General features: G+C 49.2%; 16 protein-coding genes. All 16 read right to left on the reverse strand.

Going from position 1 to position 15379, the window contains the following annotated elements:
- Position 1: 1 nt before the first annotated feature.
- The 16 genes from L5M37_RS19065 to L5M37_RS19140 all read right to left on the reverse strand — a co-directional run bounded on the left by L5M37_RS19065 (position 2) and on the right by L5M37_RS19140 (position 15285).
- A complete protein-coding gene (locus L5M37_RS19065) occupies positions 2–802 on the reverse strand; it encodes an outer membrane lipoprotein carrier protein LolA (RefSeq protein WP_263201615.1) in 801 nt (266 codons plus the stop codon).
- Complete coding sequence (locus L5M37_RS19070) at positions 802–1233, reverse strand: acyl-CoA thioesterase (RefSeq protein ID WP_263201616.1); 432 nt, start codon at positions 1231–1233, stop codon at positions 802–804. The genes L5M37_RS19065 and L5M37_RS19070 overlap by 1 nt, the downstream gene beginning before the upstream one ends.
- Positions 1230–2804 carry a histidine ammonia-lyase gene (gene hutH / locus L5M37_RS19075; protein WP_263201618.1) on the reverse strand — a complete coding sequence of 525 codons (1575 nt, stop codon included), beginning with the start codon at positions 2802–2804 and terminating at the stop codon, positions 1230–1232. Before hutH ends, L5M37_RS19070 begins: the two co-directional genes overlap by 4 nt.
- On the reverse strand, positions 2801–4678 hold the full coding sequence (locus L5M37_RS19080; RefSeq protein WP_263201620.1) for a glycosyltransferase family 2 protein: 1878 nt from the start codon (positions 4676–4678) through the stop codon (positions 2801–2803). Before L5M37_RS19080 ends, hutH begins: the two co-directional genes overlap by 4 nt.
- Entirely contained in the window at positions 4672–5079 is a 408-nt protein-coding gene (locus L5M37_RS19085; protein ID WP_263201621.1) for a thioester dehydrase, read from the reverse strand. The genes L5M37_RS19080 and L5M37_RS19085 overlap by 7 nt, the downstream gene beginning before the upstream one ends.
- Positions 5072–6436: an AMP-binding protein gene (locus tag L5M37_RS19090; protein WP_113941116.1), complete on the reverse strand. Its 1365-nt coding sequence runs from the start codon at positions 6434–6436 to the stop codon at positions 5072–5074. Before L5M37_RS19090 ends, L5M37_RS19085 begins: the two co-directional genes overlap by 8 nt.
- Positions 6433–6981 (reverse strand): hypothetical protein, encoded by a 549-nt coding sequence (locus tag L5M37_RS19095; RefSeq protein WP_263140735.1) that lies wholly within the window; start codon positions 6979–6981, stop codon positions 6433–6435. The genes L5M37_RS19090 and L5M37_RS19095 overlap by 4 nt, the downstream gene beginning before the upstream one ends.
- Positions 6981–7229: an acyl carrier protein gene (locus L5M37_RS19100; RefSeq protein ID WP_011787696.1), complete on the reverse strand. Its 249-nt coding sequence runs from the start codon at positions 7227–7229 to the stop codon at positions 6981–6983. The genes L5M37_RS19095 and L5M37_RS19100 overlap by 1 nt, the downstream gene beginning before the upstream one ends.
- 9 nt (positions 7230–7238) lie before the next feature.
- Complete coding sequence (locus tag L5M37_RS19105; RefSeq protein WP_011787697.1) at positions 7239–7493, reverse strand: phosphopantetheine-binding protein; 255 nt, start codon at positions 7491–7493, stop codon at positions 7239–7241.
- Positions 7477–8352, reverse strand: coding sequence for a lysophospholipid acyltransferase family protein (locus L5M37_RS19110; protein WP_173242769.1), 876 nt, complete (start codon positions 8350–8352; stop codon positions 7477–7479). The genes L5M37_RS19105 and L5M37_RS19110 overlap by 17 nt, the downstream gene beginning before the upstream one ends.
- Positions 8345–9082, reverse strand: a complete 738-nt coding sequence (locus L5M37_RS19115) for a beta-ketoacyl synthase chain length factor (RefSeq protein WP_219251362.1) — start codon at positions 9080–9082, stop codon at positions 8345–8347. Before L5M37_RS19115 ends, L5M37_RS19110 begins: the two co-directional genes overlap by 8 nt.
- A 337-nt stretch (positions 9083–9419) precedes the next feature.
- A complete protein-coding gene (locus L5M37_RS19120) occupies positions 9420–10316 on the reverse strand; it encodes a DUF3014 domain-containing protein (RefSeq protein WP_219251363.1) in 897 nt (298 codons plus the stop codon).
- 203 nt (positions 10317–10519) lie between these two features.
- Positions 10520–12595 carry an ATP-dependent DNA helicase RecG gene (gene recG / locus L5M37_RS19125; RefSeq protein WP_263201622.1) on the reverse strand — a complete coding sequence of 692 codons (2076 nt, stop codon included), beginning with the start codon at positions 12593–12595 and terminating at the stop codon, positions 10520–10522.
- A 191-nt stretch (positions 12596–12786) separates the two neighbouring features.
- Complete coding sequence (locus tag L5M37_RS19130; protein ID WP_198572537.1) at positions 12787–13383, reverse strand: response regulator transcription factor; 597 nt, start codon at positions 13381–13383, stop codon at positions 12787–12789.
- Positions 13383–14462: a sensor histidine kinase gene (locus L5M37_RS19135; RefSeq protein ID WP_168826523.1), complete on the reverse strand. Its 1080-nt coding sequence runs from the start codon at positions 14460–14462 to the stop codon at positions 13383–13385. The genes L5M37_RS19130 and L5M37_RS19135 overlap by 1 nt, the downstream gene beginning before the upstream one ends.
- A 118-nt stretch (positions 14463–14580) precedes the next feature.
- A complete protein-coding gene (locus tag L5M37_RS19140; protein ID WP_263201624.1) occupies positions 14581–15285 on the reverse strand; it encodes a hypothetical protein in 705 nt (234 codons plus the stop codon).
- Between the last annotated feature and the right edge of the window lie 94 nt (positions 15286–15379).

The following is a 15379-nucleotide window of genomic DNA, read 5'->3' on the forward strand; positions in this document are numbered from 1 at the left end:
GTTAAGGTTTATTCGCCTCTATCGCCACAGCATACTGCGCCAATTCGGTTTCGCTGAGTTTGCCTTGGGAAAGCGCACTAAAGTCGATGCGGGTCATATCCTGTGGGCTCACACTCGGCGCTGCGCTCAGCAGCACTAAGGATTGCAACACATCGCTCCCCTCTAACACCATATTGGTGATGGCTTTTTTCATTAAGGGATCTTTGGGCGTTAGGCCTAATTGCCATTGGCCGTCTGGGCTTAACTTTTCTGTGTTTAACTTGTCTGTAATGAGAAAGTGCAGCTCGAAGTTTTCGCTTAAACCGGAAATATCACCGCCGAGCATAGTGCGCACTAGGCTGGGCAATAAATCGCCCATAGCGGCAGCGCTCGCCGAGGCATCGGCCTTGCTGACTTGGACTCGACCTTGACTATTGCGCTGAATAAGCTGCTTATCTTTTAAAATCAGCAGGGATTCGAAGGGCTTTATCTGCTGCCATATCAGCCCTTGGGTCTGATCGAAGATAAACTGACCTTGGCTGATTAACGGCTTTTTGAGCACCTTCAACTGCCGAGACTGCACAAAGTTGCCTCGCACCGTTTCGCCCAAGTTAAGCTTTTGGCTCAGGGCGACAAGCTGCGCGGTATCCGCATTTTGGCTAAAGAGCGCTTGATAAACACCGGGCTCAGCTAAGGTTTCTGCTTTGAGTGGCAGGGTTATCAAAGCACAAGCCAAGCCGCAAGCAAGGCAGAGGAGTAATGCACACTTCGCCAGCACAGGATTCTTCATCAACGCAGAGCTCTTGGCTAGTACTGAGTTCATTAGTCTTCAACCTTAGCGAGCAGGGTGGCGATTTTGTCACGGAACACCTCTGGGGTGACAAAACACAATTCTTGGGTGCACATATCGACCGCCGCTTGAATGGTATAACCCTTAGTGATGCGCGCACCCGTTTCAACGTCGCGGATTTGATAATTGATTTTTAAGCGGTTTTCCCACTCGACTAACTCGGCGCGGACTATGATTTTTTGCTCGAAGGTGCTGGCTTTGACGTATTTAATCTGCAAATCGATAATAGGCCACGCATAGTTAGATGCTTGCATTTGGCGGTAGTTGTAGCCCAACTCATCGAGCAGTTTGCAGCGAGCAATCTCGAAATAACGCAGGTAATTGCCATGCCAAGTGATCCCCATGGAATCCACATCGTGGAAGGGGATTTGCATTTCCATATCGATAGTGAGCAATGATTTCATCGGCACACTTCCCATTCACCCGCTTGGATTTTCGCTATGGTTTGGCGCAGCACGGCTTCAAGCGGTCTATCTTCAATTAAGGTCTCAAAATCACCGCGCACTTGGGCGAGGGTTTTCGCCAATGAAGGGGTGAGTGAGGCTTCGTCCAGTTCATTTTGGGCGATACGTAAACCAATACCTTGGGTCATGGCGAGCAGGGCTGCCGCCGCGACTTGTTCGGTCAATTGCAGCACGCGCATACAGTCGCGGGCGGCAATGGTGCCCATGCTGACTTTGTCTTGGTTGTGGCATTCGGTCGAGCGTGAGAACACGCTGGCGGGCATAGTGTGCTTGAGCGCTTCTGCTGTCCACGCCGATACGCCAATTTGCACCGCTTTAAAGCCATGATTAATTGCGCGGCGCGGGCCGGTTGAGCCGGATAAGTTAGCGGGTAAGCCATTATTAAACTTAGGGTCCATTACCAGTGCCATTTGGCGATCGATAAGATCGGCCAAGTTAGCCACAGTATTTTTCAGTGAATCCATCGCAAAGGCGATATGGCCGCCGTAAAAATGGCCACCGTGGAGAATGTGCTCGCCTTCGCCGTCGACAATCGGGTTGTCGTTGGCGCTGTTGACTTCGGTTTCGATAAACTGACGCATAAACGGCAGCGTATCCTGCAACACGCCGATAATGTGCGGTGCGCAGCGGATGGAATATCTGTCCTGCAGCCTGTCCGAATTGCGCGGATGTTCGTGGTGATTTAAATCTTCCCGTATCCAAGTGGCGATTTGGTTTTGTCCCGGATGCGGTTTAGCGGCAAATAAGATTTCATCAAAATGGTTCGAGTTGCCTTTTAACGTTAACGAAGCCATAGCGGTAATGCGGCTACTTAAGCGGGCAAGATATTGGGCGCGATCGAAGGCTAAACAGGCCAAGGCCGTCATTACAGCCGTGCCGTTCATCAGGGCTAAGCCTTCTTTTGGCCGCAGTACGTGCGGGGTGATGTTGAGCTTAACGTACACAGCTTGAGTCGCTTGGCGCTCACCTTGGTAAATCACTTCGCGCTCGCCGACTAACACGGCGGCCAAATACGACAGCGGCGTTAAATCACCGCTGGCGCCGACCGAACCTTCTTCTGGGATTACAGGGACTATGTTGAGATTGAGCAAAGTTTCGATGCGCTTTAATAGCTCATAGGTCACGCCAGATTTGCCAATGGCTAAGGAGTTTAAACGGCAAGCCATCACAGCGCGGGCCTGCATTATGCTTAAGGTCTCGCCTAAACCGCAGCCGTGGAAGCGGGTTAAATGCAGTGGCAATTCGTGGACCAGATCTAAGCTCACATTGACTGTGCAAGAGTCGCCATAACCAGTTGTTACACCATAAACCACGCCTTCTTCGTGCAGCAGGCTATCGATAAAGCGCGCACCTTTTTGAATATATTCTTGATAATCCGCATCATCACAGAGCTTGACTGGTGCGCCCTTGGCGACGGCAACCACTTGTTCTAAGGTAAGAAATTGACGGCCGAACTCAACAGTCTTTAAGTCTGATTGATTCTTTGAGTCGGCGGCTTGGGTGTGGCTCATGAATGACTAGTCCTGTCTGTCTTATGATCCTGCTCTGGGATCTGCGGTGATGTTGACTCTGCTGTTACAGCATCGGCTTGTACTGAATTGGTTGATGCGCGTTCTAATTCGCTGTCTTTACGCCAAAAATCGAAGAAGTTAAACCATTGCAAAGGCTCGCGTCTGGCAAAGTATTCTAAGCGTTCGCTGTAGCGATTTACTGCCTGCTGTAATCTGTCCATTCTGCCCGCCCTTGGGCCTTTAAGTGTTTCGGCGAAGTGCTCTAAATACACCCGATAACGGCCCTGTTCCCGTAGGCAAAACATTAAAAACACGGGGCAATCGAGTAAGCCAGCCAAAATAAACGGCCCTTGGGGAAACGCGGCATCTTGACCCATAAACGGCGCGTACATGACGCGACCTTGGGTATTCGGCGAGGTTCTATCGCCCGCGATCACCACCAGTTCACCGGCTTCTATTTTTTGCTGCAACAGCATAGACGTCGCGGGGTTAAGCTCGGTCACTTGAATAAGATTAAGCGTGCTATCTGGATTTAACTGTTTGAGTACCTTATTGAAATTTTCCGCATGGCTCGTTAACACCATGACATTCACTTTGACTTTGCGCTGGTGGATTGAAATGGCGCGGCAAAGTTCTAAATTGCCAAGGTGAGACACCAATAACACGGCGCCTTTACCGCTTTCGAGTTGGTCGGCCAGCACTTGGCGATCGGGGAAATCCACTTGGCTCAATTGGATGCGATCGCACCAGGCATCGATTCTATCGAGTGCGGCATTGCCAAAGGCTAAAAAGTGATTCAGGCTATCGCGCCAGCCTATGGGCTGATTGAGCTTAGGATGTTGCGGCTCAAGTACTTGTACGCGGCGCAGGAAGTCTAACGAGGCGTTACGGGTGACTTTGCCCGTGAGAAAGAAATAGCAAATCACAGGATACATAATGGCGCGGCACAACCAATGGCCGCCAATACGATAGCTCTCGGCTAACAGTTTGATGCCCCAGTAACTGCCGCGCTCCTTCATGCCCGACCAATGGGTGGCTGAAGTTGATGATGTTGCTGAAGTCGATTGTGTTGCTGACGAGCAATGGGAGTTTTGCGCGGCTTGTTGCTGTGATTTACGCTTCAATAGCCAAGGCAGGCGTTTGAGCATGCCGAAAAATAACTTGGTATGCAGTTTAGTGATGCGCACATTGTCGGCCACACCTTGAAAGTGACTAACACCACCTTCGGGATAAATCACCTTAGTCGGCTGGAATAAAATTTCCACCCCTTGCCAGTAGAGTTTGACGAGGATTTCAATATCAAAATCCATTCGCTCCGTTAAGGCTTGCTGGCGCAGTAATCGCTCAGTAGCGGCCAGCGGATAAACGCGAAAGCCACACATAGAATCTTGAATATCAAAGCTTAAGGTTTCGACCCACACCCAAAAATGGGTGATATAACGGCCATAAAGCCTGCCCTTAGGCACGGATTCATCGTACTCGGGTTTGCCTGAAATCAGCGCATCGGGTTTAGCCTGCGCCCTTGCTACCATAGCTGGAATATCGGCCAGATTGTGTTGACCATCGGCATCGACCTGCAGTGCATGACTAAAGCCATCGCGGTAGGCACGGCGCAGCCCTGTCATCACAGCGGCGCCTTTACCACGATTGTACGGATGCAGCAGCAAAGTCACCCAAGGATAGGTTTGGGCTAAGGATTGCAGCAAATAACGGGTTTCGTCATTGCTGCCATCATCAATTAAATAACAGGGCAGATTAAACTGGGCAAGATCGGCCAAGGTCTGGGTAATCGCGGCGCTGTGATTGTAATTGGGGATCACTAAGGCGAGCTTAATGGGCGCCGACTCAACGAGGTCGCTGGGAGGCGTTAGCACTGGCTCGCCCCATCGCTGCTGTTGGTCTCAGAAGGCTTGCTGTTAACGGGCGAGATATCGAAGGCGATACGACCTGACGCGTAGCGGTTTTCACCATCGCTATAGGCGAAGGTGAGTTTTCCCTTAGCCGCATTGTTGCTAATGCTTAAGGTGACTTCTTGCCCCGGCAGTATGAGTTGCTGAAACTTAAGCACTTCTAAGTTGGCTACGGCTTCGCAATAGCCGAAATATTGGCAGCCTAAACGCACCACCCAATCTAATTGTGTCACGCCCGGTAGCACGGCTTGCTCGGGAAAATGTCCCTTAAAAGATTCAAGGTCGGCCGCCACTAACAAACGTAATTCAATATTATCCATGCCGATATTGGAATGCAGGATCGGCGGTAAACTCGATTTAATCATGATCAAATAACTCGACTAACTGGGCCGTGACACGCTTACCCTGAGTGTTAAGCGGTAAAATATCGGGATAACGCCAGCGGCGTGGCAGGGTGACTCGCTCAAATTGCGTCAGTAAATGTGCTTTTAACGCATTGTTGATACTGAGTTTTCCCTGCTCTTGATGCACGCTGCGGCCAAGTGCGGAGAGGGTCACGACCGCGCCCAGTTGGGATTTAAACTGCGGCAATACGACAAGTGCGGCTTGCTCAACATAGGCATGGCTGCCTAACAGCGTTTCCATTTGTGCCAGTGATAGACGTTTTTCTTCAATCTTAACGATGCGATCGAGTCGGCCCTTGAGTCTAAACTGGCCATTTTCGGTCGGTTCGATTTTATCTTCGCAGCGCAGCCATTCATCGTCGGCCAAATAGGGCGATTTAAGTAGTAAGGCTCCGTCGCTAGGATCTTGATCTATCGATATTCTGTCAAACACTTGCCAAGGTTCATCGGCCTCATGCTGACGGCGATAGGCGATGCCGCCCGTTTCTGTGCTACCAAAAATTTCGATGGGCAAGTGACCATAGCATTGGCTGATCCCCTGAGCCGCCGCAAAACTTAATGGCCCGCCGGAGCTAAACACTAAGCTAGGTGAGCGCAGCTGCCGCTCGTGCTCTAAGGCCTTAGGTAAACGCGATAACTGGGCAGGGCTACTGATCAAACACAGGTTTGGCAGTAAGGCAGTGTAATAGCTTAAGGTTTCTGGGTATTCAATCTGCTCACTTAAAAACGGCCGACTGGCGGCGAGTGGCCACAAAATCTTGAATAACAGGCCATAGATATGCTGGTGGGAAACCGTTGAAACCACACTACAATGGGGTAAATGTTCGGCAAAGGTATGTTCGAGCACTGAGACTTCAACGTCTAATTGCTGAAGTGTTTTACGGATCGCCTTAGGTTCGCCACTGCTGCCGGAGGTAAATAGCACAAGTTCGCCGATAGCCTCGCTCGCTGGCCAAGGTTTGCTCGGTAGGCTCAGCTCTTTTCTCAGTAGAATAAAGGCCTGACTTTCACACAATGGCTTGTCCGACAATATGCCTTCAAACTGGTGGGTTAACTCGCTCAGCGTGCCCGTTTGGGTGTTGGCTGGTAAGATAATTTCCTTGCCGGCTAACAGCGCCGCACATAAACCCACAGCAAACAGATCGCTGGTATCACTCGCGAGCAGCCATTTTTTCTCTGGCGCGGCCAGCAGTTGCTCGTAAAAATACGCCACCTGATTGGTAAATAATGCACCTGTGACTATGTCGTGGTGATTAAAGCTGATCAATTGTTGGGCAAAGGGCCCTTGGGTTAACCAGTTTTTGAGTAGCTGTGTCATGTTTTCTTCAACCAAAAGCTGCGATATAACCATTCCCCACCGAGGAGCAGTCCCATGAGTACGTATGCAATCAAACCGTTATACAAGGTCCAGGTTGCTAAGCTAGTAAAGCCAGCGGTGTAAGCCGCCATAGTGCCATTGAAGATAAATAAGCCGCACCAAAGTAGCGTGACTTTTTTAAGATACCCAGTGGCTTCATCCGGTAAATCGGGTTCTTTCAAACGGGCTAAACGTTCGATCATGCTAGGGCCAGTGTGCAGTGAATAACTGAACAGCGCCAGCATAGTGAGATTTATCACTACTGGGTAATACAGCAGCCAATCACTGCGCTTGGCAAGATAACTGCCTGCCGTGAGCACAATCCCCACCAATAGTGGTAAAACTAATGTCTTAACCCTTTGCTTTTGTAGCATTAGCCGCATTATCAGCAATAAACACAGCACGAGCGCTATGGTGCCAGCAGGCAAGTAACTGAGCCCTAAATACACGGCAACGGGGTAGGCCAGCAAAGTTAGGGCGGTTAAGACCTGTAGCAAGGCTCGCATTAGGTTTTAACTAAACCTTCGATAGCATTAATCACATCGTTGATTGTGCGAACTGATTTAAATTCATCGGGTTGGATCTTTTTACCTGTCAGTTGCTGCAGTTTTATCACTAAGTCGACTGCATCAATGCTGTCGAGATCGAGCTCTTCATACAGGTTGGCCTCAGGCGTAATCGCCTCGGCATCAATTTCGAATTCGTCCACTAAAATAGTGGTCAGCATAGCGAGGATTTGTTCACGATTTTGCATATTCCTCTCCTATGGACGCTGTGATTCGATAAAGCGAGCTAAGCTGGCAACACTGTGAAAATGGGCCTTAGTGGCATCCGAATTGGCTTCGATTTTGACATCAAATTTTTTCTTGATGGCTAAGCCGAGCTCGAGGGCGTCGATAGAATCTAAGCCTAAACCTTCGCCAAATAGCGGCGCATCGGTTTCAATATCATCAATGCTGACGTCTTCTAGATCGAGACAGTCGATGATTAACTGCTTTATTTCATTGTTTAAGTTCATAATTATTTTCGAGTTGTTGTTTATAGTAATGTTCAAGATCCCGCGTCAGCTGCCGGGCCATTTTTGCATGCTCACCTAAAGCCGCTTGGTACTTCTGGTAAGAAACGATTGTGCCGATTTCAACGGCCATTCCCATGGTTTGCCTTGGGATTTCATACCAAGGTTGCTCCTTTGTCAAACCACGCACATTGGTACGTAGCACCACAGGTAAAATATCCGCTTCGGCCCTTAAGGCGATATTGGCAGCGCCGCGGGCAAAGTGGTTAATGGTCGCACCGACCACCGTACGCGTGCCCTCGGGGAAGATGATTAAATTGGTGCCTCTTGCGAGCACTTCGCGGCAATCCTCTAGCATGAGTTCGGCGCCGCGATTGGGAATATAACCCGCGCAGGACACCACACCCCGCAAAAATGGATTACGCCACAAAGCTTGTTTGACTATGCAGCCCGCATTGGGCATGAGACTTATCAATACCACCACATCGACTAAACTGGGGTGATTGGCTATGACGATAACGCCTCTGGCATCATGTAATTTTTGGGCATCGTGGCTGCTGACCTTAATCACACCTGCCCAAGTGAGCATGGCGACAAAGCCTTTGAACATTAAATGCACGGCTTTTTGGACTCGAATAATCCGCGCCTCTGGTGTGCCTGGCCAAAAACGCAGTAGCGGCAGAATGGTCAAGGAGCTTAATAAGCCGCCTAAGCCAAAGGCGATATAACAACTTACGCCACCTAGCCAACGTGGCACATAATTCAGCCCTTCGCGGCGAGTTTCTGGCAAGGTATATGCGGCATTGAGCATTGAATCTTCATGGCCCTTAGCGGCGTCATGGCTGTGGGCTGCATCAAACATGCTCAAGTCTCCAATGCCATTGGGATAAGCAGCCTGAAATATTTTGCGCCGTTGCTAGGGCGTGGATAAATGCACCATAGGTCAGCGGATTTAAAGCTGTTGCCTTAGAAATACGGCTCACTGTGAGCTTGGCCGAAGCGGGTGTATCGAAGGGCGCGAGCTGTAGGCCTAGGGCCAAAGGTAATTCAAATTCTTGGGTAAACTCATCGTACACAGGAGGCACTGGATCATCACCGAAGACCAATAACAATGGTTCTGGCGATTGATGTAATTGGGCGAAGGCTTCGGCCATAGCTTGGGACAGGGTTTCTGTGCCCGCCGCAACTGAGGTTGAAGGCGCGGTATTGGCCGCCACTATGCCAAAAATGCCGCTGGCGGTGTTGTGCACTGACTGACTAAAACCTAAGGGCGATAAGGGCTGTTTGGCGATAATGTCTTCGAGTAGGCCAATGGTGCGCTGCAACTCTCCATGGCGCGAGGCAAAAATAGAGCGACAATTTGCAGGCATTTCGCACTGAAAACTCACCTCTAACATCATCTTAGTCAAGCGACTAAAACGGCGGCGCTGCATGGCGGGAATTTGTTTGAGTGCGGGAGCGGTGGTATCCGACTGTGGTGGCGTATCGAGATTGAGCTCAGCCGAACTCTCGCACCAAGTTTGCCAACTTTGATGGTGCTGATATTGGGGGGCCCAAGCGCCCCAAGAGAGAATGCTGAATGTTAGTTGCACTACTTTGCCTCGACACTAAATTTAAGCTGTCTTAGTTATCCCTAACTAAGTTAGAACATTAATGGATTGTCATACCATAGTGAGGAGTATACGCGTTAGAAGAATGACGCTCGAAATGCCCTCTACAGCGTGGTCATTCTACACTATGCCCCTTCTTTTTATGAAGCCATTTGCATTGTGCGGGTTAACGGAATGGGATCAAGTGCTGTGATTTACAGCACTTATTCGACATTGAGTAACAAATATCGCAGTGGCTATCTGATTTCGCAGACACTTTAACTTACAGGTTAAAATGAAAAAAGGCGCACTGAGCGCCTTTTGGCATGAGCTTGATAACCTATTGCGACAATTGATTCTCGATTTTACGCAGCGCTACTTTCAACTTGCGAGTATTTTCTGGACCCATACGGATCAACAGTTTTTGTGCACTGGGTAGTGCCTCTAAGTTAGGGTCAACGAATTGATAGTTAACGCTAATTGAATTCAGCTCAATCGGATCTTCAATAATAGGTGCTGCGAGTAACATTTTAATCGCTTGCAGCATTCTGTCGTTAAATTTGGCGTTGCTGTAGCCGAGTTCGGTAAAGGCTTCCTCTAGGAGCGGCGTCAGTTGCTTGTAAGTTGTGATTAAGCCCTGTTCGTCCATTTTGGCAATCGAGTCAACATAGGCATCGTATCTGTGGAAACCCTCAGGATTTAAATACACTTTGTTGGTGATTTCTGAGACTGAGAACAGCTTCTCTGGTCCTTTAAGTGGGCTAACTTTACGGGTTAATTCACCCTGAGCTAGGTTATCCACGAATACCACAAATTGGCGGACGAGATCTTGCTGCACTAACGAAGAACTCAGCACATTGTTATTGATCATGGCGAGGGCTTTTTGTTGCACAAATGCATCACTTTCAGCCAGCACAGGCACAGGTTCTACGACAACTTCAGGCTCTGCCACTGCAGTGGTTTCAGTGCTATTGGTGTTCGTTTCTGTAACGGCAGGCGTCGTCTCTGTGGTTTCAGGCTCTGGCGTACTTTCGAGCGTCATAGGTTCAGATGGCGGTGTTTCAGGCAATACAATAGGGGCGTTAGGAATGAGTTTAGGTGAGTCAGAATCACCGCTGTAGTAATAATATCCTCCGGCAGAAAGTAGCACGACGAGCACTATCGCAAAAAGCGCAAAGCGATTGCTGCTAGAAGAAGTCTCTTGAGGTGTTATTCTATCATCTTGATTAACTTGCATTTTACATCCTTCGCTTGAGTGTCAAGGTAACTTGGTGAATACATGCAGCTAACATTAAAGTGCAAGAGCGGGCTATTTGAAGGCCGCAGGTTCATTTTGCAAGTTTCCATGCGCTTGTCTATAGCGCTTAGCTGAACATAAACAATTTATTTCGAGTAAAGGCAGATGTTACGCCTCGTTCTTTACCCTTTAATATTTACGGCTTAAGCCTGCACATAGTGCTGTCTGTGCCCGAGCCAACGTAAAATAATTGCATCGACTTTTTCGGGAGCTTGCGCCATTACATGGCTCGCTAATTTCTGAATGTGTGGGATCAAAGCTTGATCGCGCACCAGATCGGCAATTTTGAGCTCAGCCAGTCCCGTCTGCTTAGTGCCAAGCACTTCACCCGGACCACGAATTTCTAAATCTTTCTGCGCTATGATGAAACCATCATTGCTTTGTCTGAGTACACTCAGTCTTTGGGTGGCGGTATGGCTCAACGGCGCCTTGTAGAGTAACACACAATGGCTTGCGATGGCGCCTCGACCGACTCGTCCGCGCAGTTGATGTAGTTGTGCTAGACCTAAACGTTCAGGGTTTTCAATGATCATCAGGCTGGCATTGGGCACGTCGACGCCCACTTCAATCACGGTTGTCGCTACCAGTAGATGAATAATGCCTGCCTTAAAGTCGGCCATGATTTGCTGTTTCTCGGCGCTCTTTAATCTGCCATGCACTAGGCCAATATTGAGCTCGGGCAGGGCGAGGCGCAGTTCTTCGGCTGTGTCTTCGGCGGCTTGGCATTCGAGTACTTCGGATTCTTCAATCAGAGTACATACCCAATAGGCCTGACGTTGGTCGCTAATGACAGCGTTGCGGACCCGTTCAAGCACTTCGTTACGGCGTAAATCAGCAATCGCCACAGTGGTCACTGGAGTTCGCCCCGGCGGCAGCTCATCGATAATGGACGTGTCGAGATCTGCATAGGCCGTCATCGCCAGCGTGCGGGGAATGGGTGTGGCTGTCATGATCAATTGATGCGGGTGGAAACCTTGGCTCACGCCCTTTTCCCGCAGGCCTAAGCGTTGGTGTACGCCGAATCTGTGTTGCTCATCGATAATAATTAACGCGAGTTTGCTAAAGACCACATGCTGCTGGAAGATGGCATGGGTCCCAATCACCATCTGGGCTGCGCCAGATTCAATATCCGCAAGGGATTGGGTTCTGGCCTTGCCTTTAAGTTTTCCCGCCAGCCAACCTACCTTAAGTCCGAGTGGCTCAAACCAAGCGGCAAAGTTAGTTGCATGTTGCTCGGCCAATAACTCGGTCGGTGCCATCATGGCAACTTGATAACCGTTTTCAATCGCTTGTAATGCCGCCATCGCCGCGACTAAGGTTTTGCCCGAGCCAACATCCCCTTGCACTAAGCGCATCATAGGGTGCGGTTTTTCTAAATCTTTGCCTATATCAGCCACGACTCTTTGCTGGGCGCCAGTCGGCTTAAAGGGCAAAGCCGCGAGGAAGGGATTGAGCAACTGTCCCGTGGCCTGCATGGTGACAGCGGCATCTAAATTACTGCGCTGCCTTAGGCGTAACATGCTGAGATTGTGGGCGAGTAATTCTTCCTGCACGAGTCGTTGCTGGGCAGGGTGTTGACCTAGCTCTAAATCGAACTGAGAGATCCCCGCAGGCGGGCGATGTAGCGTCTGCAGCGCTTGTTTAAGGCTGATGTTGTTAGGTTGCAATTGTGGTGGCAGCAGCTCAGTTAAGCCACCCTCTTCCAGCAATACCAAGGCTTGCTCCGTCAGCTTTAACCAACTCGCCTGTTTTAAGCCCTCAGTCGTGGGATAAATCGGCGTTAGGGTATCACTCAGGTGAACATCTTCACCGGGATACACCACTTTATATTCTGGATGCACTATCTCAGCTTGATGACTACCACGGCGCACTTCACCATAGGCGCGGATCATCAAACCATTTTGCATGGCATTACGCTGAGCAACGGAAAAGTTAAAGAAGCGCAGGCTTAAGCTGCCCGTATCGTCGCGCACATTGCAGACCAGCATGCGCTTGCGGCCTTGGATGATTTGTGTCGATTGGATTTCAGCTTCTATAGTGCCGTAACCGCCTAGGCTGAGGGCGGCAATGGGATAGATTTGGGTTCTGTCTTCGTAGCGCAGGGGTAAGTGAAACAGCAGATCTTGTACTGTTGTGATGCCGAGCTTTGCGAGTTTCTCCGCGACCTTTTTGGCGACGCCTTTGAGGTCGGTGATCGGAACAAGATCCAATTGCTGCAAGTCGTTAGCACTCAATCACTGTGAATTTATACATATATTAACAGAGAATAAGCGTAAGGCAATCTCAAGGGGAATTAGGGTGTTATCAAATTTTGTTTGGAAGCATAGCTAATATCCTTCTGTGGCCTTAAGACCACAAAATTGTTGATAAGATATCGTTAGGCTGAAAGCGTGGTTAACTGTGAGTGTTATTACAACCAGCCTTTTTGCTTGGCAATGCGGGCTGCATCGATTCGATTACTGGCATTGAGTTTGGCTATGGCTTCTGAGAGGTAGTTGCGAACAGTCCCTTCGGCGATAAAAAGAGTTTCGGCGATGTCGGAGGTGGATTTGCCTTCGCTAGCGAGACGAAGAGCGCGGCGTTCTTTGTCGTTGAGCGGGTCGACATCGCCAATCGCCATCATGGCAAGTTCAGGATCGATCACTCGTTTTCCCGCCATCACTTGTTGAATCGCGTTGACTAAGGTTTCCGAGGGCGCATCTTTAAGCAGAAAGCCGCCCACACCCGCTTCGATGGCACGTTTAATATAGCCCGCACGGCCGAAGGTGGTAATGACCACAACCTTAGTTTGGCTATGTTGCTCCTTTAACCATGTGGCCAGCTCTAAGCCTGTGCGGCCGGGCATTTCGATATCCGTTAGCAAGAGATCAAAGCTTTGCTGTTTGAGTAAGCTTAGAGCTTCGTCACCGTCACTCGCTTGGGTGATACTAAAACCCCCTGCAAGCGTAAGGAGTGCGGCGAGTGCTCCTCGCACCATAGCTTGATCTTCCGCCAATAAAATCTTCATTAATGTGTTGCTCCCTGCAAAGGTAAACTGACGGTAAAGGTATATCCCTGTTCGAGATTATAGCTCAAGCTGCCGCCTAAACTGTCGAGACGCTCGCGTATACCAGTGAGGCCATTACCTTCTATAAAAGGTTTGGCCGCGGCATTGTCTTTGACTTCTAGCAGCAGGCGGTCTGATTGCTTAGAAAAGTGGATAGAGCATTCACTTGCACCGCTATGGCGAAGAATATTATTAATGAGTTCGGTGAGGATCAAACTCAGTTGGCTTTCTGTGCTTGCACCTAGCTTGGGTAGCTCACCACTGAGCTCGACACTTAAGCCTTTATCCCTTAAGGATTTACAAAGCTGCGTCACGCAACTCTCTAGGCCCTTGTGTTTGTAGTCTGACACTGTGTGGCGGATCTGGCTTAAACTTTCCCTCGCAATTTGTCCTAGCTCAGTCAATTGGGTTGATGCGAGTTCATATTCTTGTTTTGCGATTAGCTTTTCGGCTAGCTCAGCCTTAAGGGCGATGGAAGATAGGCTATGCCCCATAATGTCGTGTAGATCCCGCGCGATACGTTCACGCTCAAGCATAGTGGCCAAGGTGGTAATTTCTTGGGCACTTTGCTGTTCTTTCAATTTATGCCGATAACGTCTGCGTTCGGCGACACCAAACATGCCCACGCCGAGCACTAATCCCGAGCCGTAAAGCGGAAAGTAGTAACTGTTAAAGTGGTAAATCTCATTGAGGGCAAACAGCAGGCCGATGAGGGCTGCAATAGCCAACAGACAGGTCCGGAGAGGATAAAAAAAGCCAATGAAGAAAGCGGCAAAGGTAAATAGCGAGATAGAGCCTGGGTTGATTGGTGTGATCGCTATTGCTATGGCCACCATAATGAGAATGGGCAGATAGGCGCTACGGCTATTGCACTTATAGGTCCAAAAATAACTGGCAATAAAAGGGATTAACACGGCAAAACTGAGGGCGATTTTCCAGCTTGGATAGGGATTAATGGCAAGTGGGATCAGATAAAACACTAAGTTTATCAAATACACCCAAGCAAGTTTTCGTTCGAGCTGAAGGGGAGTGCTTATCATGATGCCTCTGTGTCACTGAGTTGGTTGTTGAATGCCCACCGATGGCATCTGTTTTAATTTATTCTTTTTAGGGATTGGCGCTATCGTCAGCGCCATAGATCCCCGTTAACAACTTTGTCTATTTTGCACTTAATTGCTGATTTTGTTGAAGCAAAAATTTTGCCCAACCATAATCTGCTTGTACTTTGATCGCTTGTTGCCAATCTTCAATCGCGCCTTGGCTATCGCCTAATTCCTGTTTAGCGAGCCCGCGCCACGTGTAAGCTTCGGCTTCACCCCAGCAAATATTGTCGCAAGGCTGGGCGAATCTTTCTATTGCTGTAGTGGCTAAGGTCTTAGCATTTTGCATGCTGCCGCCAAATATGGCTGGCGTGTTATAGGCGGCGATGGCTTTAACAAGCGCTACCCGTGGATTTTGTGGTTCTAATTGTTCGGCACTGGCAATCGCCTTGGCGGATTTCATACCGAGCGTTGCACCTTTGCTATTGTCTAAGGCGATTTGCATGCCATAAACCGACGATAACAGCGCGAGGGATTCTGCATTCGCTTGGCTGGTTTCGAGTGCTTCTAATGTGGTTTGCGCTGTAGTCAGTGCGCTGCTAGCGAGCGTTTTCTGCCCCATTACATTGGCACTGATGGCTAAGCGATAGTTCGCATAGGCTTTATCATAATCTTGAGTGCTTCCGCTAAGTTGTTGTAATTGATTTAGATTAATCGCATTCGAGGCTGCATCTACGTTGGTGATGTTAGTGTTTGATGGCGTTGCTGCAAACGTGTGAGTACTGATAAGTATAAAGCTGGAGGCGAGGAGTAATGTTTTCATGGTATTTCCTTATTGAGTGAGTTTCCCAATGTTTGGGTACGGGCTCATTATCAGAAATTCGATAGAAGAAGTGCAGACACAAAGGTCATGGCTT

It is taken from the genome of Shewanella sp. SM69, from assembly GCF_025653985.1.
Taxonomy (GTDB): Bacteria; Pseudomonadota; Gammaproteobacteria; order Enterobacterales; family Shewanellaceae; genus Shewanella; species Shewanella oncorhynchi.